Genomic DNA, 21,975 nt, shown 5'->3' with positions numbered 1-21,975 from the left:
AGTCCGCGTCGACGGGTGCCCGCCCCCGATCCGCCCCCTCGCCACGCCTAAGTTAGGCTTACCTAACTTTCTCGGCATGTGGGGGGATTCGTGGACTTCGAGGTGCGGCGCGACTCGTGGGGGATCCCGCATCTGCGGGCCGCCGACGCCCGCGCGCTCGCGTATGCGCAGGGGCACAACGCCGCCGTCGACCGCGCCTGGCAGATCGAGGTCGAGCGGCACCGGGCCCTGGGCACCACGGCCGCGTTCCTCGGCGTCGACGCGGTCGGCTGGGACACCTTCGCGCGGCAGGCGCGGCTCGACGACACCGCGCGCCGCTGCTTCCGGCGCCTGGCGGACGAGGACCCGGAAACCGCCGCCTGGCTCACCGCGTACGCCGAAGGGGTCGAGGCCGGGCTCGCGCGAGGGGCCGCCGTGGCACCGGAGTTCGCGGCCACGGGGCTCGCCCCCGGCGGCTGGCGGCCGTGGACCCCGCTGGGTGTGTGGCTGTCCACGCACATCCTGTTCGCGGGTTTCCCGGCCAAGCTGTGGCGGGACGCGACCGCGCGGCGGCTCGGGCCGGGCGCGGTGGACCTGTTCGCGGCCGACGGGACCGGCACATCCGGGAGTAACGGGTGGCTAGTCGCGGGCGGCCGTACCGGCACCGGGCACGCGGTCATCGCGGGCGACCCGCACCGCTTCATCGAGGATCCGGGGGTCTACCAGCAGATCCATCTGGTCTGCCCGGAGTTCGATGTGATCGGCCTCGCGGTCCCCGGCGTGCCGGGCCTCGCCCACTTCGGGCACACCGGGACGGTCGCGTGGGCGATCACCAACGCGATGGCGGACTACCAGGATCTTTACCGGGAGCGGTTGCGCCGCGTGGGCGGCGGTGTGGAGGCCTTCGGTCCCGACGGGTGGGAGGCCGTGGCGGTCCACACGGAGACGATCGAGGTCGCGGGGGCCGAGCCGGTACGGATCGAGGTCGTCGAGACGGAACGGGGGCCGGTGGTGATCGACTCCTACGACGGCGACGGCGACGGCGACGGCGACGGCCGTGATGTGCTGGGCGAAGGGGTCTGGGCGGCCGTCAGCCTGCGCTACCCGCCCCGCGTCACCCATGACCTCGGCTTCTCGGCGCTTCCCGCGCTGCTCCGCGCCCGTACGGTCGCCGATGTCGACCGGGCGCTCGACGGGTGGGCCGAGCCGGTGAACGTCGTCCAGGCCGCCGACACCGACGGCGGCCTGCTGCACCGGGTCGCGGGCCGGGTGCCGGTGCGGCACGCGGACAACGGCCGCCGGACCGTACCGGCCTGGGACCCCGCGTACGCCTGGCACGGCCGGCACGGGCCGATGCCGCGTGCGGAGGTGGGGGACCGGGGCACGGCCGTGATGGCCAACCAGCGGGGTCTCGCGGCGCCGTTCGGGGTCGAGTTCGCGCCGCCGTATCGCGCCGACCGCATCCAGGAGCTGCTGGACGCGGACCACACATGGACGGCGAAGGACATGGCGGCGATCCACATGGATACGCGACTGCCGTCCGCGCGGCCCCTGTTGGACCTGCTCGCCGGGCTCGACGGACTCAGCGACCGGGCCGCGCGGCTGCGGGAGCGGCTGCTCGGCTGGGACCGGCGGATGGCCGCCGGGAGCAGGGAGGCGATGGCGTACGCGGAGGTGCGGGGCGCGGTCGTACGGCGCTTCGCCGACCACCCCGAGCTGGCGCCCGTGGCCCAACTCCCGGATGTGCCCCAGGTGTTCCGCCCCTGGCTGGCCCTTGCGCCCCGGGTCGCGTTCGCCCTGGAGACGCTGCTGACGACCGATCGGTTTCCCGGGGTGGACCGGCCGGCGCTGGTCCGCGCGGCCGTCGAAGAGGTCGCGGCGGGCGCGCCGGGCGCGGTGCCGTGGGGCGAGGCGCACCGGCTGACGCCGTGGCGCGCGCTGCCCGACCCCGACCCCGACCCCGACGCGGAGCCGGGGCCCGCGCTCGCCGGTGACCACGACTGCGTCCTCTGCACGTCCAGCCTGCCCGCCGTCACCGACCGCTGCGCGCGCGGACCCGCCGCCCGTTACGTCTGGGATCTCGCCCGGCGCGACGACAGCCTCTGGGTGGTCCCGCTCGGCGCGTCCGGGGCGCCGGGCCCTCACCAGCGCGACCAACTGCCGCTGTGGCTGCGCGGCGAACTGGTCCCGGTGATCACCGACTGGAATCTGCTTCTGCCGGAGCCCCCCGCTGTCGCCGCCCGTCCCGTCGTCCACGCGCAGGTGGTCGACGGCTTCGGGACGGTCCGGATACGGCCGGTCGACCCGGACGCCGACCACGCGCTGCTGCACGCGTGGTTGAGCCCGGAGCGGGCGCGGTTCTGGGGCATGACCGGGCAGAGCCGCGAGCAGGTCCGTCGGACGTACGCGCATCTGGACTCGCTCGACACGCACCACGCGTTCCTGATGTTCCGCGACGAGGAGTCGGCCGCGCTCTTCCAGACGTACGAGCCGACGGCCGACCGCGTCAGCGAGTGCTACCAGGTCGAGCCGGGCGACACCGGAATCCACCTGCTCATCGGGCCCGGCCCGGCCGAGGGCGCGCGCGGGCACACGGCCACCCTGGTCGACGTCTTCCTGACGTACGTCCTCGCGGACCCGGCCGTACGCCGCGTGGTGGCCGAGCCCGACGCGGCCAACACGAAGGCCCTCACCCGACTCGCCCGCTCCGGCTTCACGCTGGGCCCGGAGGTGGTCCTGCCGGAGGTCGATCTGCCGGAGGTGCACATCCCGGCGAAGAGGGCCCGGCTGGCGTTCTTCAGCGCGCCACCCCCGCGTCCACGTACGCCGTGACCAGGCCCCCAGCTTCCGTGCCGGCTTTCCTGCGGAGCAGGCGCGGCGTTGTTCAAGGGGCGCGGGGAACTGCGCAACCGGGAAGTGCCGGGTGCCAGGCGTTTCTTAAGGGGCGCGGGGAACTGCGCGACCGGGAAGTGCCGGGTGCCAGGCGTTTCTTAAGGGGCGCGGGGAACTGCGCGACCGGCCACCTGCGGCCCGCAGCTTCCGTACCGGCCTTCCTGCGGGGCAGCGCGCGGGGAACTGCGCGACCAGCCACCCGCGGCCCGCGGCTTCCGTACCGGTCTCGCCGACGGGACCTCAGTCGCTGAGTTCGCCCTGGGCCACCTCTACGTTGCCGTGGAGGTCGTGAGCCGCCTCCAGGGCTGTCGTGGTGGAGATCGCCACGCAGGTCAGGAGGGCGGCGGCCAGGACGCGGTGGGGGCGGTGCGTATGGGTGGGGGTGGGGGTCAGGAGGGCCGCTACCCGGCGCGGGACCGGGCCATGGGCGGCTGCCAGGGCCATCCGGGGGACCGGGGCGCCCTGGGGGCCCGCCGCGTGGGTCGCGAGGGCGGCGCGGCCGATCGCGCGGGCGGCGAGGCGCCGGTCACCGACACTCGTCGCGGCGGACTCGTCGGCCCAGCGCTCCAGCGCGTACCCGAGCGGCGCCCGCAGCCCCCGTAGCGCCGGATGGAGGGCAGCCGCGAGTTCGCCGACGGCCAGGAAGACATGGTGGCGCCCGGCGAGATGCGCGCGCTCGTGCGCGAAAAGGACCTCCCGTTCGGCCGCGCCCAGCGACCGCAGCATGCCGGTCGTGACGACGACCCGCCCCGGCCGGCCGGGCAGCGCATAGGCATAGGGCCGGGCGTCGACCCGTACCGCGAGATCGCCCCCGCAGCCTTCCTCGCGGTGCGCCGCGTGCGCCGCGCGCAGCTCGCGGACGAGACCCTGCGCCCGGTGGACGAGCGTCCCGGCGGCGACCGCGAGCAGGACGGCCGCGACACAGGCGGCGGGCACGATCAGGGGCGCCGGTTCGCGCAGCAGCGGCAGCGAGAGATGCCCGTACGCGGCGACGAAGGGCAGCCGCAGCGCGCCCGCGGCCATCAGCAGCCCGAGCGCGGCGGTGCTGCACCCCGCGAGGACGATCGCGCACGCGGCGAGCGCCCAGGCGGCGATCCGGGGCGGCAGGACGGGGCCGAGGCGGCGCGCGGCAGGCACGGCGAACAGGGGTACGAGCAGCGGCACCCATACGGCATAGATCATGAGCCTCCGCCTTCCTCGGGCACGCCCTCGGATATGTGCCCGAACTCCGCGTCGCCCACCGACCCCAGCAGCTCCCGCAGCACCTGCTCGTCCTCGGTGTTCAGCTCCGAGACGAAGCGGGCCAGGACGGTGTGCCGGTCGGCGTCCTTGTCGAGTTCGGCGTGCATCCGGCGGGCGGTCAGTCCGTGCCGGTCCTGGGCGGGCTCGTACGCGAAACCGCGCCCCGCGCGCGTACGGGTCGCCGCGCCCTTCGCGTGCAGGCGCGTGAGGATCGTCGTCACCGTGGTCCTGGCCAGCCCTCCACCGAGCGCGAGCTGCACCGCGCCCGGCGTCAGCGGCGCGTCGGCGGCCCACAGCGCCGCGAGCACGCTGGCCTCCAGCTCGCCCGCGGGGCGCCGGTCCGACGGCTGGTCCACCTGCCGCTCCGACGGCCGCTCCAACGGCTGCTCCGACGGTCGGCCGGACTGTTCTTCGGCCATGGGAACACTCCTCACCCGCTATTCGTCTACAGTGATGTAGACCGTCTACTGCACTGTAGTCATCGGGGCCCCGGCAAGGCCGCCCCGCACTCCATTATGAGAGGGGCCGCGCCCATGGGCGTATCTGCGTTCGGATCCACGCTCGCCCAGCCGCTCGCGGTGAATGTTCTGGACGCCAGTTCGCTGCTCGCCGCCTTCGGCGCGCTCGGCATCGCCGTGGTGCTCTTCGCGGAGACCGGCCTGCTGGTGGGCTTCTTCCTGCCGGGCGACTCGCTGCTGTTCACGGCGGGCCTGCTGTGCGTCCCGGGCAGCGGCGGCAGCCATGGCGGGGTGCACCTCTCCCTGCCGCAGGTGCTGATCGCGGCGGCGGTCGGCGCCGTCGTGGGCGCCCAGGTGGGGTACTGGATCGGGCGGCGCGGCGGTCGCGCCCTGCTGGCCCGCAGCGGTGCGAAACGGCTCCATGAGGGCGCGGCCCGCGCCGAGGAGCTGCTCGCCAAGTACGGATACGGCAGAGCGATCGTCCTGGCCCGCTTCGTCCCCGTGGTGCGCACCGTGCTGAACCCGCTCGCCGGCGCCCTCGATGTCCCAGCCAGGACCTTCCTGCTCTGGCAGGTCGCCGGCGGCCTGATCTGGACGACGGGCCTGATCCTCGGGGGGTACGCACTGGGGTCCTCGATTCCGAACGTCGACAAGTACCTGCTGCCGCTGGTCGCCCTGATCGTCGTCATCTCGCTGATCCCGCTCGCCCTGGAGCTGCGCAAGTCCCGTGCGGCGGCCCGCCGCGCCACCACCACCCGCCCGACCGGCGACAAGGTCTCGTAACCGACAAGGCCTCACCTGGTCGGTCCACCCCGGCTGCGGCCCCCGGCTCCCCGTCGGACGCTGTGCGTGTTCTCTTCCGTTCTCTCTTCCCGTCGCTCTCTTCCCGACCGAGCGGCGACACGTGGCGACACGCGGAGGCGCGATGGTGTCCGACGGGCCGGCCTACCGCCGGGACCCGGTCCGTGCCTGGCTGTTGGTCGGCCTGACGATCGCCGTCATGGTGACCGTCTTCGCCCTGCTCCCGGTCACCGTCTTCGGCCCGAAGCACCCGTTCCTGAGCTGGACCGTGTTCATCGTGGCTCTCGTCGTGATCGCGGCCCTCCTCCTGAGGCACATGCGCGACGCCGTCCTCGACCGCCCCGGCACCTACCCGGCGTACGCCCTCCTCGTCCTGATGTGCCTCACGGTCCTCGTCTTCGCCTTCACCTATCTGGCCCTGGCCCGCCAGCACGGCGAGATGTCCGGCCTGGTCACCAAGTTGGACGCGATCTACTTCACGATCGTCACCCTCGCGACCGTCGGCTACGGCGACATCACCGCCACCGGCCAGTCCGCCCGCCTGGTCGTCGTCCTCCAGATCGTCTACACCTTCGTCTTCCTCACCGCAGCCGCCACCACCCTCTCGGGCCGCCTCAGATCCCGGGTGAGCGGAAGGGCGGAGCAGACGGGGCGTCATGACAAGGGGCGTCATGACAAGGGGAAGTGACGGGGTAGTGACGTTTCCTTGCGGCGTCCTGACGGCGTCTTAACGCGTTCTTAACGCCCCTCGGCATGAAGGACGGTGTGAACGTTGCCGGGATACGGCAATGCGCCACGGGGTGAGGGGGCGTCAAGATGACCGCAAGGGGAGCACCGGACGGTCCCGGTGCCGGACACCGGCAGGTGGCCCGACACCGGGACCGATTGCGCCGGGGTGGCTCCGGAGCCCGCACAGGGGTCCGGGGAGCCTCGGGAGGGGGAGGTCGGACGTGGGGACGTTTCTGGAAACCGTCGCGGCATTCCCCACGGTCATGTTCTCCGCCGCACTCGCCGTCGTCATCGGCTTCTGGGTGCTGGTGGCCGTCGGGCTCTCCGGCACGGACAGCTTCGACTCCGACGCCGACCTCGGGTCCTGGGGCCTGGGCGGGGTCCCCGTCACCGTCGCGTTCTCGCTGATCACGGTCCTCGGCTGGTTCACCAGCCTCACCGCGACCGTGCTGCTCGCACCGGTCGTCCCGTCCGGCGGCGCACTGCGCTCACTCGTCCATCTGCTGGTACTCACCGGGGCCCTGCTGGTCGCCTGGCGGGTCACCCGATGGCTCGTACGGCCCCTCGCGACCCTCTTCCCCGAGGAGACCGGGCCGTCCCGCCAGGACTTCGTCGGCCGGATCTGCACCATCCGCACCGGCCGCGTCGACAGCCGCTTCGGACAGGCCGAGGTCGCCGCGCGTGACGGGTCCACGGCCGTCGTCCAGGTCAGGCTGTCGGCGCCCGACGCGGCTGTCGCGGCCGTCGAGGGGGACGGGGGTCTCGGGTACGGGGGTGCCGGGCTGCTGTACGCGTACGACGAGCCGGGCGAGTTCTTCTGGGTCGCGCCCTACGACGCGGCGCTCGCACCCGGCGACCCGGAACCGGAACCGGGGCGGAATCGGGATCGGGATCGGGAGCCCGGTCGCAAGCGGTCCCGACCGCGCCCGTAACCCCGTAGCCCCTCAAAACCCGAGCCCGTACGCCCCGCAGCGCTCACCACGCCCGGTGGGCGGGCCGCCGCGCGCCACGACGGGTCACCGATTTCCCTACGTCCGCCGCTTTTTCACCACCAAGGACTTCCATGGATGCCATCTCCTTGGGCATAGGCGTGCTCGTCGCCGTTGTCCTGTTCGTCGTCATCACGCTGCTGTTCGTCGTGTCCCGGCTCTTCCGCAAGGTCGAGCAGGGCAAGGCGCTGATCGTCTCCAAGATGCGCAAGGTCGACGTGACCTTCACCGGGCAGGTCGTCCTGCCCGTGCTGCACAAGGCCGAGGTGATGGACATCTCGGTGAAGACCATCGACATCATGCGGACCGGCCGCGAGGGCCTGATCTGCCGGGACAACATCCGCGCCGACATCCGTATCTCGTTCTTCGTCCGCGTCAACAAGACCGTCGAGGACGTCGTGAAGGTCGCCCAGGCCATCGGCACGGCCCGCGCCAGCGACGGCAACACCTTGCAGGAACTGTTCAACGCCAAGTTCTCCGAGGCCCTGAAGACCGTCGGCAAGCAGATGGACTTCGCCGACCTCTACACCAAGCGCGACGAGCTGCGCGACCGCATCATCCAGGTCATCGGCACCGATCTGAACGGCTACAGCCTGGAGGACGCGGCGATCGACTACCTGGAGCAGACCCCGCTCTCGCAGCTCGACCCGGCCAACGTCCTCGACGCCCAGGGCATCCGCAAGATCACCGAGCTGACCGCCGTGGAGCATGTGCGGACGAACGAGTTCCAGCGCCACGAGGAGAAGGAGATCACCCGGCAGAACGTCGACGCCCGCGAGGCCATCCTGGAGCTGGAGCGGCGCCAGGCGGACGCCGAGATCAAGCAGAAGCGGGAGATCGACACCGTGAGGGCCCGCGAGGAGGCCGAGACCGCGCGGGTCGTCGAGGAGGAGCGGCTGCGGGCGCAGTCCGCGTTCCTGCGGACCGAGGAGCAGCTCGGGGTGCAGCGCGAGAACCAGGCCCGCGAGGTCGCCGTCGCCGCGAAGAACCGCGAGCGCGTCATCGCCGTCGAGAGCGAGCGCGTCGAGAAGGAGCGGCTGCTCGAAGTCATCTCGCGGGACCGGGAGACCGAGCTGACGCGGATCGCCGCCGACAAGGAGGTCGAGGCGGAGCGCCGTGACATCGCCGAGGTCATCCGGGAGCGGGTCGCGGTGGACCGTACGGTCGCCGAGCAGGAGGAGTCGATCAAGCGGCTGCGCGCGGTCGAGGAGGCCGAGCGCGAGCGGCAGGCCGTGATCATCGCGGCCGAGGCGGAGGCGCAGGAGAAGCTGGTCAAGGACATCAAGGCCGCCGAGGCAGCCGAGCAGTCCGCCACGCACCGCGCCGCCGAGGAACTGACCCTCGCCGAGGCCCGGTTGAAGACCGCCGACCTGGACGCGCGCGCCAAGCTGCGGCTCGCCGAGGGCGTCCAGGCCGAGACCGCCGCCGCCGGGCTCGCCGAGGTCCAGGTGCGGGACAAGGAGGCCGAGGTCATCGAGAAGGCGGGGCGTGCGGAGGCGGAGGCCGCCGAGGCGCGGATGCGCGCGGAGGCCGAGGGCACCAGGGCCAAGGCGCTCGCCGAGGCGGAGGGCGCCCGTGCGAAGGCGCTCGCCGACGCCACCGCGATCTCCGAGCGGCTGAAGGCCGAGGCGGAGGGCATCAACCAGAAGGCCATCGCGATGGCCGCGCTGGACGAGGCGTCGCGGGGCCACGAGGAGTACCGGCTGCGCCTGGAGGCCGAGAAGGACATCCGGCTCGCCGGTCTCGACGTGCAGCGGCAGGTCGCCGAGGCGCAGGCCACGGTCCTGGCGACGGGTCTGGAGCACGCGGACATCAACATCGTCGGCGGCGAGTCCGTCTTCTTCGACCGGCTGATGAACTCCATCGCGCTCGGCAAGGGCGTCGACGGTTTCGTCCAGCACTCCGAGACCGCGCAGGCGCTGGTGCGGCCGTGGCTCGACGGCACGTCCAGCTTCACGGACGACGTGACGCGGGTACTCGGCTCGGTGTCGACGTCCGACGTGCAGAACCTCACGGTCTCCGCGCTGCTGATGAAGCTCATGAAGTCCCCGGGCGGCGCCGTGAACTCCGACCAGGTGAGCCAGCTTCTCCAGAAGGCCGGTGAGCTGGGCCTCGCCGACTTGCCGCTGTCGGAGCTGAACGGAAGCGCCGCCAAGGTCTAGGTCCCGCACGGGACCCTCTGGCCACCCTCGAAACGGGTCCGGAGCCGCCACACGGGGGTGGGCGGCTCCGGACCGCTCCGTCGGGACATGTCGAAAGACGAGAGAGACGAAGGCAGGACGAGATGGCAACCGGTACCCACCAGGCAGCCGACACCGGTACCCACGAGGCGTCCGACACCGGTACCTACGAGGTGCTGCGCGACCGGCTCGCCGCGCGGGCGGCCGAACTGGCCCACCGCGCCGAGGAGTTGAACGCCCGCCGGATCGAGGAGTTCGGCTCGGCCCGCCTGGAACTCACCGGCACCGGGAATCTCCGTACCGAACGCGCCCGTACCCCGCGCGACCTGGTCGCCGTCGCGGACCGGCTTCTCTTCGGCCACCGCACCGCACTCGCGCCCGGCGCCGAGACCACGCCCGCCGACGTGTTCACGCTGTACGACCGGGACCTGAACCCGCTGCCCGAGGACGCGGTGCCCGGACTGCTCGACGACCCCGCCTTCGTACGGGAGTTCGCCGCGCTGTTCCGCTACTACCAGGGCAGCCGGCTGCTCCAGTTGCGGCACACCGAGGGCAAGCTGCTCGCCGTGTTCCGTACCGGGGAGCAGAGCGGTGACGTGCGGGTGCTGCGCTGGGCGATCGGCGACGACGGCACCGCCGCCTTCCTCGACGGGCACGGTGAACGCGGTGAGCACCACGCCGTGTTCCCGCCGTCGCACGATTTCACCTGGACGGAGACGACGCGCGAGGACCACGTACTCGGCAGGCATCCCCATGTGGCGGTCGAGGGCGAGGTGTTCGTGTCGACCGTCGGCGGCGCGCTGACCCTGAAGACCGACGACGACACCGAGACCGCCGACTCCCTCCACTCCGAGCCGGTGGACGAGCCGCTCCAGGCGCTCGCCGACGCGGACATCGCGTACGCGCGCGTGGGTGCTGCCCTGATCCTGCTGCGGGTGCGCCCCTACCGCGAGCCGGACCACCGCTATCTGGTGTTCAACACGCTCACCCGGACCGCCGTCCGGCTCGACGCCATCGGCCGGGCCTGCCGCCGCCTCCCCGACGACCAGGGCATCGTCTTCCCCGGCGGCTACTGCCTCGCCGAGGGCTCCCACAAGATCTTCGACGGGGTCGACGCCACGGACCTGGAGTTCGAGCGGACGCTGCGCTCACCCAACGGCGAGGACGTCCTGTACGCGTTCCACGCGCGCGCGGAGGGCCGCAGCGTGCTGCTCCCCTACAACCTGATCCGCAAGGAGACCGCGCCGCCGCTGGTCTGCCACGGCTGGGCCCTCTTCGACGACGGCACCCTCTGCGCACTGCGCACCGGCCCTGCCGGTCCCGAGGCGGCGCGCGTGCACCCAGTGCAGGTGTGGCGCTCGCCGTTCCTGTCCGACACGCGCGCCGCCGCCGGACCCACCGCGTCCGGACCGCTGGCCCGCGTCGGCAACGCCGACCTGGTGCGCGGCATCTCCGACTGCCTCTCCCTCACGCGCGCGGCCACCGCGACCACGCCGACGACCGAGGGGTACGAGGCGCTGGCCGCCGACTGCGCCCGCGCGGCCGACTCGTACCACTGGCTGTCCGACACCGCACTCGGCGCCCTGGGCGAGCCGCTGGCCGAGCTGCGCGCCACCGCCGAGCAGGTGATCGCCGAGTTCGCCGCCGTGCGCGCGCTGACCCGGCAGGCCGCCGACGCGCTCGGCGAGGCGGCGGTGCGGATCGCGGCCGTCGTACGGCGGCTGCGCGGCGAGGCACCGCGCTCCGCGGTCGCCTGGGTCGAAGGACTCACCGAACTCCGGCGCGCCCAGGGCCACCTGCTCACCCTCAAGGACATGCGGTACGCGGACACGGACCGGATCGACGCGCTCGCTGCCGATGTCGAGGCCGATCTCGGGGCGTTCGGGCGGCGCGCCGTCGCGTTCCTCGCGCGCGAGGACGCCTTCCGGGGCCACCACGAGGACGTCGAAGGGCTGATCGGTGAGGCGCGGGAGATCGCGACGGTCGCCGGGGCCGCGCCGCTCGCTGCCCGCGTCGACGAACTGGCCGAAGGGCTGCGGACGGTCACCGAGGTCGTCGCCGGGCTCGACATCGGCGACGCGACCGTCCGTACCGCCGTCCTGGAGCGGATCGCCGACGTGCTCGGCGGGGTCAACCGGGCCCGCGCCGAGCTGGAGTCCCGGCGCCGCGACCTGCTCGACCAGGAGGGGCGGGCCGAGTTCGCCGCCGAGTTCGCGCTGCTCGGCCAGGCGGTCACCGGGGCGCTCGCGGCGGCGGACAGCCCCGAGGCGTGCGACGACCAACTCGCCCGCTGCCTGCTCCAGTTGGAGACACTGGAGTCCCGTTTCGCCGAGTTCGACGGCTTCCTCGCGCAGCTCGACGCCAAGCGGACCGAGGTCTACGAGACGTTCTCGGCGCGCCGCCAGACCCTCGCCGACGCCCACGCGCGGCGGGCCGAACAGCTCGCGGCGTCGGCCGGACGGGTCCTGGAGATCGTGGCCCGGCGGGCCGCCGCGCTGCCCGACGCCGACGGTGTCAGCACGTACTTCGCGTCGGATCCGATGGTCGCCAAGGTCCGCCGTACCGCCGACGCGCTGCGCGCACTCGGCGACGCGGTACGGGCGGAGGAGCTGGAGGGGCGGCTCGCCGCCACCCGGCAGGAGGCGGCGCGCGCCCTGCGGGACCGGGGGGACCTGTACTCGGACGGCGGGGCGGTGGTGCGGCTCGGGCGGCACCGGTTCGCGGTCAACACGCGCCCGCTGGATCTGACGCTGGTGCCGGACGGTGTTGGGGACGGGGGCGGGCTGGCCTTCGCGGTCACCGGGACGGACTACCGGGCGCCCCTCACCGAGGCGGGAGGCTTCGCGGACACCCGCGCCTTCTGGGACCGCCCGCTGCCGTCCGAGTCGCCGGAGGTGTACCGCGCGGAGCATCTGGCCGCGCGTCTCCTGGAGGAGCACGGTCCGGACGGGCTGACGGCGGCCGATCTGCCCGCGCTGGTGCGCCGGGCGGCCGAAGAGGCGTACGACGAGGGGTACGAGCGGGGCGTCCACGACCTGGACGCGACCGCGATCCTGCGGGTGCTGCTTCGGCTGTACGAGGGTGCGGGACCGCTGCGGTACGAGCCGGCCGCGCGGGCCGCCGCCCAGCTCTTCTGGGCGCACGGTACGACCGCCGGGGCGCGGGAGGCGTGGACACGGCGCGCGGTGTCGCTCGCGCGCGCCCGCGAGACCTTCGGCCTGGCACCGGCCGTCGCGGACTTCCAGGGGGAGTTGGCGGAGGCGATCGAGCCGGGTGCCGGAGCGGAAGGGGCGTCGGCCGCCGCGTATCTCTTCGAGGAGCTGACGACCGGGCCGGACGGATTCGTGGTCAGCGCGGCGACGCGCACGCTGCTCGACAAGTTCCGTGGGGCGGTGGGGGATGCGGCGTACGACGACGATCTGGCGGCGCTGGGGGACCCGGACGACCTGGGGGCGCGGCGGCAGTTGGTGGAGGCGTGGCTCAGCGCGTACACGGCGTCGACGGGGGAGGAGCCGGGCGCCGGTGATCTGGCGGAGGCGGTGGCCGTGGAACTCTGCCCGGGGCTCGTCCGTTACGAGTACGAGGCCCCGGTGACCGCCACCGCCGAAGGTCTCCTCGGCACCCACCCCCGTATCGCCCACCGCACCCTGACCGTCCGGATCGACGAATTCCTCGCCCGCACCCGGGCGTTCCGCACCCACGACGTCCCCGCACACCGCGCCTACCAGCGGCGCCGCACCGAGCTGGTCGCCGCCGAGCGGACCCGGCTGCGCCTGGACGACCACCGTCCGAAGGTGCTGTCGTCGTTCGTGCGGAGCCGGCTGATCGACGAGGTGTATCTGCCGCTGATCGGCGACAACCTCGCCAAGCAGCTCGGCACGACCGGCGACACCCGCCGCACCGACACGAGCGGTCTGCTGCTGCTCGTCTCCCCGCCCGGGTACGGCAAGACGACGCTTGTCGAGTATGTCGCCGACCGGCTCGGGCTGGTCCTGGTGAAGGTCGACGGCCCGGCGCTCGGACACGGAACCACGTCGCTCGACCCGGCGGACGCGCCGAACGCGACGGCACGACAGGAGGTGGAGAAGATCAACTTCGCCCTGGCAGCAGGCAGCAACACGATGCTCTACCTGGACGACATCCAGCACACCTCACCGGAGTTGCTCCAGAAATTCATCCCGCTCTGCGATGCCACACGGCGGATCGAGGGGGTGTGGGAAGGCGAGCCGCGCACGTACGACCTGAGGGGGAAGCGGTTCGCGGTGTGCATGGCGGGCAATCCGTACACGGAGTCGGGCGACCGGTTCCGGATCCCCGACATGCTGGCCAACCGGGCCGACATCTGGAACCTCGGCGAGGTGGTGACCGGCAAGGAGGAGGTGTTCGCGCTGAGCTTCGTGGAGAACGCCCTCACGTCCCACCCGGTGCTCGCCCCGCTCGCCGGCCGCGACCGCGCCGACCTGGACCTGCTGATCCGGCTGGCGAACGGCGACGCGGGCGCCCGCGCGGACCAGTTGGTCCACCCGTACTCGACGGTGGAACTCGACGGAATCCTGGGCGTGCTGCGCCCCCTGCTCGCGGCTCGGGACACGGTCCTCGCGGTCAACGCCGAGTACATCGCGTCGGCGTCCCGCGCCGAGGCGTCCCGCACCGAACCGCCGTTCCGCCTCCAGGGCTCGTACCGCAACATGAACAAGATCGTCCAGCGGATCCGCCCGGTCATGAACCCCGCCGAACTCGCTGCCCTCCTGGACGACCACTACGCGACCGAGTCCCAGACGCTCACGACGGGCGCCGAGTCCAACCTCCTGAAACTCGCGGAACTCCGGGGCACGCTCACGGAGGCGGACGAGGACCGCTGGACCCGCGTCAAGGCGTCCTACACCCGCACCCTCACCCTGGGCACCCCGGACGACGATCCGGCCACCCGGGCGATAGCGGCCCTGACGGTCCTGGCGGACCGTATGACGTCGATGGAGCAGGCGATCGTACGGGCGGCGGGGCCTCGGTGGGGGTGAACCCGGTGACGGGTCACCGGGCTCACCGGGCTCACCGGGCTCGTCAGGGGGTGAGGCCCAGGTTGAGCAGGGTTGTTGTGGCCGCTGTGGCCAGGAGGAGGGAGGCGATCAGGACGGGGGAGCCGGGTGGGAGGCCCTGGGTGGTGAGGGTGGTCGACGTCGTCGCCGTCTCCGGGTCCAGGTTGTCCGCGCGGACCAGCCAGGGGGTGGGCGGGTATGGGGGGAGGATCACGCGCCAGGGCTGGCGGGGGTCGTACTCGACGACGGCCCGGGTGCGGTGGAGGAGGCCCTGGTGGTCGAGGGGGTGACGGAGCTGGATGCGGTACGGGCGGCTGCCGTCCGGTGGGACCACCGTCAGCTGGAAGGCGAACACGCTGGTCAGGGACTGCGGATCGGCGGTGAGACCGGTCACCGTGTCGACGGCCCGTACCGAGTGCACCACGGCAGGCGCGAAGGCGCGCGGCCCGCCCGACCGCAGCGACATCGCGACGCCCCCTTCCGGCGCCGTCTCCCCGAGCACACCGAACATCGCCAACACCACGGCCGACGACGTCGCGCCGGTCACCAGCAGCCACCGGGGACCCTCGATCGCGCCCACGCCCAGCGCGGTGAACGCGGCGGTCACCACCAGGGCCGCCACCAGCAGATGCGGCGCGAACAGGCGCCGTACGGCGGAGAGCGCGCCCGAACCGCGCGCGGGGCGGCTCACGCCGGGAGCCGTACGGCGAGGTTCGCGGTCCGGCTTCCGCGCGGGATCGCGACCCGGGTGCGGCGCGGGTCGTCCGGGTGGTCCGGCGCGTACACGGCGAGCACCGGGCGGCCCAGCGCGAGGCGTTCGGTGACGGCGGGCACCTCGTGGCGGACGCCGTCACGGTCCTCGAACACGAGGGTCGCGGCACCGTAGTTGCCGGTCACGCGGCGCCAGTCCCGGACCGTCGCGTCGGCGGTCGCGTACCGGCGGGAGAGGCGGTGAAGGGCGGCGGTGCGGCGGAGGCTGACCGCGGCGCCCCGGCTCGCGAACAGCGCGCCGACGCCGAAGACGGCCCACAGGAACACCAGCCAGCCCGACACGGACAGATGGACGACCGGGATCAGGAGGGGGAAGTCGGTGACGGTGTCGTAGTCGACGCGGCCGTCCGTGACCGCCCGGTACCAGCCCGCGACGCACGCGAGCGCCGAGAACGCGAGCGTGGCGCCCGCCGTCGCCCGGTGCAGGAACCGTGCGGCGAGTACGCCGAGGAGGAGGGCGCCGGCGATGCCCGGGAGGGGCGCCCAGGCCGCGAACTGGTCACTCGCGCAGCCCCCGTTCCCGTCGCAGGCCGCCTTCACGCCCGCCGCCTCGGAACTCGACACGAACCACAGGAGCCACACCTGCCAGCCGAGCAGTCCGCACGCCAGCGCGCGCAGCCCCTGCCCGTAGACCGCGACCGCCACCGCCTTGCGCACGCTCCCCCGCCCCCTGTCCCCTGACCCCGTAGGTCGTACGTCCCCTGCCCGCAGGGACCTTATACGGGACGGTCGCCCTGTGTCGGTGACCGGAACGAATCGGCGTGCTCCCGGGCCCAGTCGGTGAAGGTGCGGGCCGGGCGGCCGGTCACGCGGGGGACCGTGTCCACGACCGTGCGGCCCACGGGCGGGGTGTTCTTGTAGACGTCGAGGAGCCAGGCGATCGACCCCTCGTCCTGACCCCACGCGCGCATCGCCTCCGCCGCCTCCTCCTCGGTCTGCTCCACGAGGGTCACCTCGCGGCCACGGGCGGCGGCGATGGCGGCCACCTTGTCGCGGACCGTCAGTACGTCCGGCCCGGTGATCACGTACTCCTGGCCCGCGTGCCCGTCCTCGGTGAGCGCGACGGCGGCCACCGCGCCGATGTCGCCCTCGTGGACCAGCGCGCTGAGCCGGTCGGCGAAGGGGGCGCGGGCGGTGCTCTCGGTGCTGATGGACTCGGCCCACTCCAGGGTGTTCGCCATGAACTCGACGGGCATCAGCACCGTCCAGTCCAGTCCGCTCCCGCGCACCGCGTCTTCGAGCGGGGTCGGGCCGCCGCCGTTGAGGACGGTGACCCGGCGGACGCCCGCCTCGTCGGCCAGGTCCACGAGGTCGGGGCCGGTCTCCAGGGGCTCGTAGCCACCGGAGAACGTGATCAGGTGGAGGCCCGTCACACCGTTCAGCGCGGGTGCGACGGTCGCGGGGGCGGTGAGGTCGCCGCGTACGACGTCGACGGCGTCGGGGAAGGCCGCCCCGGCCGGGTCCCGGGTCAGCGCGCGGACCCTGTGCCCCCGCTCCAGCAGCTCCCGGACGACCTGTCGCCCGACGGTCCCGGTCGCTCCGGCGACGAGATGAATGTCTGCCGTGTGCGTACGTGTGTGCGTGTGCGTGTTCGCCATACCGGCACGCTAGGAGCGCTTGCGGTCAGTGAGTGTCCGCGACCGGACCCGCCCCAGAGTGAAGGCCGGGGTGGACCGGGCCGAGGAACAGGGCGAGTTCGGTGCCGCCCGGCGCGGGGTCCGTCACCTGGTGCCAGCCGAGGCGCCGGTAGAAGCGTACGGTCGCCTCCGCCCGTACCGACGTGACCAGCCAGCACCGGCCGTCCGGCGCGCCCGACGCCACCGTGTCCAGCAGCGCGGCGCCGAGACCCCGCCCCCGGGCACCCTCCGCCACGGCGAGTTCGTCGATCCGGACCGCTCCGCACAGCCACGCGGCGGCGCGGCCGGGACCGATGGAGGCGACCTGCGCGTACCCCGGGCCGTCGGGGAAGTCCGCGGGCGTCACCCACCCCGTCGCGAAACCCCGCACCTTCTCGCCGTCGAGCGCGAGCGCCGCGGCGAAACCGGGCCGCGTCACCTCGCCCGCCAGCCGCCGCACATACGCCTCCGCCTCCGCGTCCCCGTCATGCCAGGGCGCCCCGGCGAAGGCGTCGGCGTAGACGGCACGGACGCCGTCCGCGCGGGCGAGCAGCCCGGTGCCGGAGACACGGCGGACCGAGGCGTCGGTATGGGGCCCGTGTCCGGTGCGGATCACTCGCGTACTCCTGGAAAGTCCGGGGCTTCGGATGGGTGGCACACGTACCGTACGGCCCATGGAATCAGGGGAGTTGGCCGGGGAGTCGACAGGGGAGCTGATCGGGACGGGACGCAGCGCCGACGTCTTCGCGCTCGACGGCGAGTGGGTGCTGCGGCGGTATCGGAACGGGGGTGACGCCGGCGCCGAGGCGCGGGTGATGGCGTATCTCGCGGGGTGCGGATACCCCGTACCGGAGGTCCGGGACCCGGTGGCGAGCGGGCCCGGCGCGCGTACCGACCTCGTGATGCGGCGGCTGCGCGGCCCGTCGATGCTGGGGGCCCTGGCGGACGGGACCCTCACACCCGAGGAGGCGGGCGCGATCCTCGTCGACCTGCTGCACCGCCTGCACGCGCTCCCCGCCCGCCGCTCCGCCGACCCCGCGCACCGCGTCCTCCACCTCGACCTGCACCCGGACAATGTGATGCTCACCGGGGCCGGACCTGTCGTGATCGACTGGGGCAACACCGAGGAGGGGCCGCCGGGTCTCGACCAGTGCATGTCGGCGCTGATCCTCGCGCAGGTCGCGGTCGCCCCGGGCCCGTACGCCGCGCCCGCCCGCTCCGTACTCGTGTCGCTGCTCGCCCATCTCGCGCCCCTGGACGCCGGGTGTCTGGCGGCGGCCCGCGCCCGCCGGGCCGACGACCGGGGCCTCACGGCGGCCGAGGTGGGGCTTCTGGACGACGCCGTGGGTCTGCTGAGGGACCTGAAAAGCGTTGGACAGGGTCCGGGGCGGGGGTGACGCTTCGGTGGTGACAGATCAATCAGAGAAATCCCTCCGTTTCGTACCGTTGTCGACCGCCGCGCTGGGTGCCCTCGCCGAGGCGGACCTGGTGCGCGGGAGCGCCGAGGCCGGGGTCGGCCTGGGTGACTTCTTCGCCACGGACACCGCGCGCTGGGTCTGGCGGCACCGGCTCGGCCAGCTCGCCGAGCGGCCCGGCATCGAGGGCTGGCTCACGCACGCGGTGGTGGACGACGCGGCGGAGGGCGCGGCCGTCGGATACGCCGGGTTCCACGGGCCGCCGGACGAGACGGGCATGGTCGAACTGGGCTACTCGGTCGTGCCCGAGCGCCGCCGTCAGGGGTACGCCAGGGCGATGCTGACCGGCTTGGTGCGCCGGGCCGCCACCGAGGAGGGCGTACGGACGGTCCGCGTGACCATCAGCCCCGACAACGCCGCGTCCCACGCCACGATCGCCGGGTTCGGCTTCGAGAAGGTCGGCGAGCAGTGGGACGAGGAGGACGGGTTGGAGATCATTTACGAGGTGCCGCCGGACCGGGGCGCCGCCGCCTGACCGACGCCCCGGGATCCGTTCCGTCCGGGTGCGTGTCACGCGGCCGGTTCGGCCAGCATTAGCATTTGTGTCGGAGTCCCACTGGAGTTGATCAGCTCCTGGCGACTCCAGTACACGGTGACGATCCCGTCCTGGGCCCGCCCGACGACCAGTTCCTGGCGCACCGAACCGGAACCGGTCAGCCGCAGTCGCGGCAGATCGGTGGTGTGCAGCTCCTCGCCGCTCACGGCGTCCAGGACGAGCAGCCGGGACGGCCCGGCCTCCGGCGGCCAGCTCTCCTCCTGGAACGGCTGCTCCACGACGTACACCCGCCCGTCGGCGACCCTGGCGGCTCCGAAGCGGGTGTCCCGGGCGGGCCGCCGGATCCACTGCTGCTCGCCGTCGGCCAGGGACACCCCGCGTACGGCGGCCGACTCGGCGCGGGACTGGGCGACGAGGGTTCCCTCGTGCACGCCCCGCGTGCTGTGGTCGTCCGCGAACGGGAAGGTACGGATACGGGGCCGGGCGCCGGAGACATCGATGACCGAGACGCGGTCGGGATCGTCCTCGGCTCGGAGCAGGGTGGTGTCGTCCACGCGCAGGACGGGCCTGAGGCTGGCGTCCTGCGGCTCCCGCCACCGTACGGTGCCCGTGTCCGGGGCGAGGCCGACCCGGGCGTTCCGCGCGGTCTGCGGGTCGTCGTCGTAGGCCGGGTCGTCCGCGCAGTCCGTGGCCAGGGCCGTCACCAGGTCCCGCGTCTGGACCAGGTCTTCGAACGCTGCCCACTGCTCGCAGCCCTTGGGCGGTCCGGCCCGCCACCGGCGCTCGCCGTCAGCCGCCGAAAGGGCCCACAGTTCGGCCTCGGTCATGACGTACACGGTCCGGTCCAGGATGGCCACTTGGCTGGACATGTGGTGGTACCCGTCCATCAGGGTGGGTGGCTCCAGGCGCCAGCGCGCCGTGCCGGTCCGCAGGTCGATCGCCGTCAGTGCGTGGCCGGAGGGTCCGCTGCTCCACCAGACCACCGCGAGGTCGTCCGAGAACTCCAGGCCGTAGATCGCGGAGCGTTCGCGCCCGTACGCCCAGTAGGTTTTGCCGGTGCGGATGTCCCGGGCCGTGAGGTGACTGCCCTCGTCCGACGTGCCGCTGTGCAGGGTGAGCCCGCCCACGATCGCCGACGGGCCCCCGTCCATCCGCCGCACCTCCTCGCTCGGCCGGACCGGCGCCTCGGTCCCCAGCGCGGCGGGCACCGGACTCTCCGGCCCCCGGCTCCACTCGCGGGGCCCGTCGTCGGTCAGCCGGTCGTACGTCCACCAGCCGGCGCCGCCGAGCAGGAGGGCCAGTGCCAGGGCGACGGCGAGGGTGATGCGGGGTGAGGCGCGAAGTGCGGCGGCCCAGCGGGCGGTTCGCCGGGTCGCTCCGGGCTCCCCGCCCGTCGTGTTCGTTCCCCCGTCGCTCACGCGCGTTCCTCCTCGGCCATCGTCAACAGCGCCTTCTCCTCCCTCGAACCCGGTGGAGCCGTGTAGACGAGCAGGCTCAGCTCCGGGTCCTGGGGAAAGCGGGTGATCTCGTACGTGAGGCTGAGCGGGCCGGCCGCCGGGTGGTCGACGCGCTTGACCCCGTACGACTTGGTACGGACGGTGTGGCGCTCCCAGTGGTTCCGGAACTCGGGGCTGTGCGCGGTGAGTTCGCCGACCAGGCGCCAGAGTTCCGGGTCCTGCGGGAAGCGTCCGGCGGCGATACGGAGATGGCCGACCGCTTCCCGGGCGATCATCTCGCGGTCGGGGTACCGGGCGCCGATCTCGTCGTCCAGGAGGTGGAGGCGGCACAGGTTCCGCTCGCGGGGCGGCAGGGCGGCGAAGTCGGTGATGAGGGCGCACACGGACCGGTTCCAGGCGAGGACGTCCATGCGGTGGCCCATGACGAGGGCCGGGGCCGCGATCCAGTCGAGCAGGTGCTGGACGCCGGGGCGCGTGACCGCGAGTCCTCCGACACCGGCGGCCCCCGCACCCGGGTCTTCTCCCGGGGCCTCCTGGGGACGGGCGAGCCGGATCAGATGGGCGCGTTCGTCCTGGTCGAGGCGGAGGGCGTCGGCGACCGCGTTGAGTACGGCGTCCGACGCGCCCCGGTTGCGGCCCTGTTCCAGGCGTACGTAGTAGTCGACGCTCACGCCCGCCAGATGCGCCAGCTCCTCGCGCCGCAGCCCCGGCACCCGCCGTGGCCCGGCACCGGAGGCGAATCCGACGTCCGCCGGCCGGATACGGGCCCGGCGCGAACGCAGGAACTCCCCCAACTCCTTCTGCTCACCCTTGTGTTGACCGTGTCGACCCATGTCCACCATTGTTCCCGGCTCGGGGGCCGGGCACCCGGGGGTGCGGGCCCGTAGGTCCGGGCGTACCCAGGTACGGGGGTCCCCGGGTCTGGCGGACCCCGGGTGGCGCCGGGTGACGGGAGGACGCGTCGCGGGCCCTGAACATGGGGGTACCAGCGGTCGAAACGGCGGGGAGGCGGCGGCGCATGACGGGGTACGGGTGGCGCGGAGCGGTGGCGGCAGCGGGGGTCACGGGGGTGCTTCTGCTGTCGGGGACGGGTCCGGCGGGGGCGGTGGGGGCGGCGGGCGGTCCGCCGCCGGATCCGGCACCGGGGGGACCGCAGCGCCCGTACGAACCGGATGTGGAGGGTCCGCGTAACGTCGACTCGCTGACGGCGGAGGTGACGGCGTACGGGGGCGAGTACGGCGGCGGGTACGGGGGCGGGTCCCGGGGGGTGGGGGTGACCTTCGACCGGACGAGCCGGGCGGAACCGGCGGGGCCGCCGGCCGCCGCGCGCCGCTTCGTGTTCCTCTTCGACAAGGCGCTGACGTTCCGCCCGGAGTCCTTCCCCACGTGTGCGCGGGGCACGATCGAGGAGGGTGGTACGGGGGCCTGCCCGGCGGGTTCGCTGGTCGGCCGAGGCACGAGCCACGCGTACCCCGAGGGCACGGCGGAGGTACGGGCGTACAACACCCGTCACGCGAACGGGATGCGGGGCGCCCTGGTGGTGGTCCCGGCGAACGGCACGATCCTGGAACTCACCTGGGAACGGGTCACGCCCACGTACCAACGCCTCGGCTACGCATGGGCGCTGGACGAAATCCTTCCGGCGACGGCAGTGCCGCCCGCCGAGCGTGTGGGCACGTCGCGGTTCGAGCTGACGTGGGGTGCGAAGTGGGGCGACCGCAGCTTCGCGCACTTGAACCGGGAGGGGGCCGGGGCCGGGGCCGGGGGTCCCCTGCGCCTGGCCCTCTGGAGCCACTTCGTCACGGGCCAGACGGAGCTACCGGTGGCGAGGACGGAAAGGCCGTGAACAGGCGG

The 21,975-nt window shown here is 73.3% G+C and carries 17 protein-coding genes; 9 read left to right on the top strand and 8 right to left on the bottom strand.

Features of this window, described 5'->3' with window-relative positions; all coding sequences use genetic code 11:
* Positions 1-90 precede the first annotated feature (90 nt).
* A complete protein-coding gene (locus ACIQNU_RS27945; protein WP_401371714.1) occupies positions 91-2,811 on the top strand; it encodes a GNAT family N-acetyltransferase in 2,721 nt (906 codons plus the stop codon).
* A gap of 300 nt (positions 2,812-3,111) precedes the next feature.
* Here ACIQNU_RS27945 and ACIQNU_RS27940 read toward each other — a convergent pair whose 3' ends face one another.
* Together ACIQNU_RS27940 and ACIQNU_RS27935 are read right to left on the bottom strand one after the other, a co-directional pair.
* Positions 3,112-4,053, bottom strand: coding sequence for a M56 family metallopeptidase (locus ACIQNU_RS27940; protein ID WP_401371712.1), 942 nt, complete (start codon positions 4,051-4,053; stop codon positions 3,112-3,114).
* Complete coding sequence (locus ACIQNU_RS27935; RefSeq protein ID WP_401371710.1) at positions 4,050-4,532, bottom strand: BlaI/MecI/CopY family transcriptional regulator; 483 nt, start codon at positions 4,530-4,532, stop codon at positions 4,050-4,052. Before ACIQNU_RS27935 ends, ACIQNU_RS27940 begins: the two co-directional genes overlap by 4 nt.
* A 114-nt stretch (positions 4,533-4,646) precedes the next feature.
* Here ACIQNU_RS27935 and ACIQNU_RS27930 point away from each other — a divergent pair, with 114 nt between their 5' ends.
* From ACIQNU_RS27930 to ACIQNU_RS27910, 5 genes are all read left to right on the top strand, one after another.
* Entirely contained in the window at positions 4,647-5,354 is a 708-nt protein-coding gene (locus ACIQNU_RS27930; protein ID WP_401371708.1) for a DedA family protein, read from the top strand.
* Between the two features lie 142 nt (positions 5,355-5,496).
* Entirely contained in the window at positions 5,497-6,060 is a 564-nt protein-coding gene (locus ACIQNU_RS27925; protein ID WP_401371706.1) for a potassium channel family protein, read from the top strand.
* A gap of 262 nt (positions 6,061-6,322) precedes the next feature.
* Entirely contained in the window at positions 6,323-7,033 is a 711-nt protein-coding gene (locus ACIQNU_RS27920) for a hypothetical protein (protein WP_401371704.1), read from the top strand.
* 131 nt (positions 7,034-7,164) lie between these two features.
* Positions 7,165-9,252: an SPFH domain-containing protein gene (locus ACIQNU_RS27915; protein ID WP_401371702.1), complete on the top strand. Its 2,088-nt coding sequence runs from the start codon at positions 7,165-7,167 to the stop codon at positions 9,250-9,252.
* A gap of 122 nt (positions 9,253-9,374) precedes the next feature.
* Positions 9,375-14,288 carry a DNA repair ATPase gene (locus tag ACIQNU_RS27910; RefSeq protein ID WP_401371701.1) on the top strand — a complete coding sequence of 1,638 codons (4,914 nt, stop codon included), beginning with the start codon at positions 9,375-9,377 and terminating at the stop codon, positions 14,286-14,288.
* Positions 14,289-14,331: 43 nt separating this feature from the next.
* Here the strand turns inward: ACIQNU_RS27910 and ACIQNU_RS27905 are convergent, their stop codons facing one another.
* From ACIQNU_RS27905 to ACIQNU_RS27890, 4 genes are read right to left on the bottom strand one after another with little or no spacing between them, the layout of a single operon-like run.
* Positions 14,332-14,997 carry a hypothetical protein gene (locus tag ACIQNU_RS27905; protein ID WP_401371699.1) on the bottom strand — a complete coding sequence of 222 codons (666 nt, stop codon included), beginning with the start codon at positions 14,995-14,997 and terminating at the stop codon, positions 14,332-14,334.
* Complete coding sequence (locus tag ACIQNU_RS27900) at positions 14,994-15,734, bottom strand: hypothetical protein (protein ID WP_401371697.1); 741 nt, start codon at positions 15,732-15,734, stop codon at positions 14,994-14,996. The genes ACIQNU_RS27905 and ACIQNU_RS27900 overlap by 4 nt, the downstream gene beginning before the upstream one ends.
* A gap of 59 nt (positions 15,735-15,793) precedes the next feature.
* Positions 15,794-16,675, bottom strand: coding sequence for an SDR family oxidoreductase (locus ACIQNU_RS27895; RefSeq protein ID WP_401371695.1), 882 nt, complete (start codon positions 16,673-16,675; stop codon positions 15,794-15,796).
* 25 nt (positions 16,676-16,700) lie between these two features.
* Positions 16,701-17,309, bottom strand: a complete 609-nt coding sequence (locus tag ACIQNU_RS27890; protein WP_401371694.1) for a GNAT family N-acetyltransferase — start codon at positions 17,307-17,309, stop codon at positions 16,701-16,703.
* Positions 17,310-17,367: 58 nt separating this feature from the next.
* Here ACIQNU_RS27890 and ACIQNU_RS27885 point away from each other — a divergent pair, with 58 nt between their 5' ends.
* Together ACIQNU_RS27885 and ACIQNU_RS27880 are read left to right on the top strand one after the other, a co-directional pair.
* The gene (locus tag ACIQNU_RS27885; protein WP_401371693.1) at positions 17,368-18,090 is read left to right on the top strand and encodes a phosphotransferase; all 723 of its coding nucleotides are present in this window, start codon (positions 17,368-17,370) and stop codon (positions 18,088-18,090) included.
* Between the two features lie 10 nt (positions 18,091-18,100).
* Positions 18,101-18,643 (top strand): GNAT family N-acetyltransferase, encoded by a 543-nt coding sequence (locus tag ACIQNU_RS27880; RefSeq protein WP_401371691.1) that lies wholly within the window; start codon positions 18,101-18,103, stop codon positions 18,641-18,643.
* A gap of 35 nt (positions 18,644-18,678) precedes the next feature.
* Here ACIQNU_RS27880 and ACIQNU_RS27875 read toward each other — a convergent pair whose 3' ends face one another.
* A complete protein-coding gene (locus ACIQNU_RS27875) occupies positions 18,679-20,082 on the bottom strand; it encodes a PQQ-binding-like beta-propeller repeat protein (protein ID WP_401371689.1) in 1,404 nt (467 codons plus the stop codon).
* The gene (locus tag ACIQNU_RS27870; RefSeq protein ID WP_401371687.1) at positions 20,079-20,954 is read right to left on the bottom strand and encodes a helix-turn-helix transcriptional regulator; all 876 of its coding nucleotides are present in this window, start codon (positions 20,952-20,954) and stop codon (positions 20,079-20,081) included. Before ACIQNU_RS27870 ends, ACIQNU_RS27875 begins: the two co-directional genes overlap by 4 nt.
* A gap of 185 nt (positions 20,955-21,139) precedes the next feature.
* Between ACIQNU_RS27870 and ACIQNU_RS27865 the strand changes: the two genes are divergently transcribed.
* A complete protein-coding gene (locus ACIQNU_RS27865; RefSeq protein WP_401371685.1) occupies positions 21,140-21,967 on the top strand; it encodes a hypothetical protein in 828 nt (275 codons plus the stop codon).
* Positions 21,968-21,975 lie beyond the last annotated feature (8 nt).

This window comes from Streptomyces sp. NPDC091292 (assembly GCF_044757265.1).
Taxonomy (GTDB): domain Bacteria; phylum Actinomycetota; class Actinomycetes; order Streptomycetales; family Streptomycetaceae; genus Streptomyces.
The sequence above is the reverse complement of the archived record's forward strand: the minus strand, read 5'-3'. Positions and strand labels throughout refer to the sequence as shown.

Coding starts and splice junctions, on each gene's coding strand:
- ACIQNU_RS27940 (WP_401371712.1), bottom strand. CDS start 4,053: ATGATCTATGCCGTATGGGTGCCGCTGCTCGTACCCCTGTTCGCCGTG.
- ACIQNU_RS27925 (WP_401371706.1), top strand. CDS start 5,497: ATGGTGTCCGACGGGCCGGCCTACCGCCGGGACCCGGTCCGTGCCTGG.
- ACIQNU_RS27885 (WP_401371693.1), top strand. CDS start 17,368: ATGGAATCAGGGGAGTTGGCCGGGGAGTCGACAGGGGAGCTGATCGGG.
- ACIQNU_RS27915 (WP_401371702.1), top strand. CDS start 7,165: ATGGATGCCATCTCCTTGGGCATAGGCGTGCTCGTCGCCGTTGTCCTG.
- ACIQNU_RS27910 (WP_401371701.1), top strand. CDS start 9,375: ATGGCAACCGGTACCCACCAGGCAGCCGACACCGGTACCCACGAGGCG.
- ACIQNU_RS27935 (WP_401371710.1), bottom strand. CDS start 4,532: ATGGCCGAAGAACAGTCCGGCCGACCGTCGGAGCAGCCGTTGGAGCGG.
- ACIQNU_RS27895 (WP_401371695.1), bottom strand. CDS start 16,675: ATGGCGAACACGCACACGCACACACGTACGCACACGGCAGACATTCAT.
- ACIQNU_RS27870 (WP_401371687.1), bottom strand. CDS start 20,954: ATGGGTCGACACGGTCAACACAAGGGTGAGCAGAAGGAGTTGGGGGAG.
- ACIQNU_RS27865 (WP_401371685.1), top strand. CDS start 21,140: ATGACGGGGTACGGGTGGCGCGGAGCGGTGGCGGCAGCGGGGGTCACG.
- ACIQNU_RS27930 (WP_401371708.1), top strand. CDS start 4,647: ATGGGCGTATCTGCGTTCGGATCCACGCTCGCCCAGCCGCTCGCGGTG.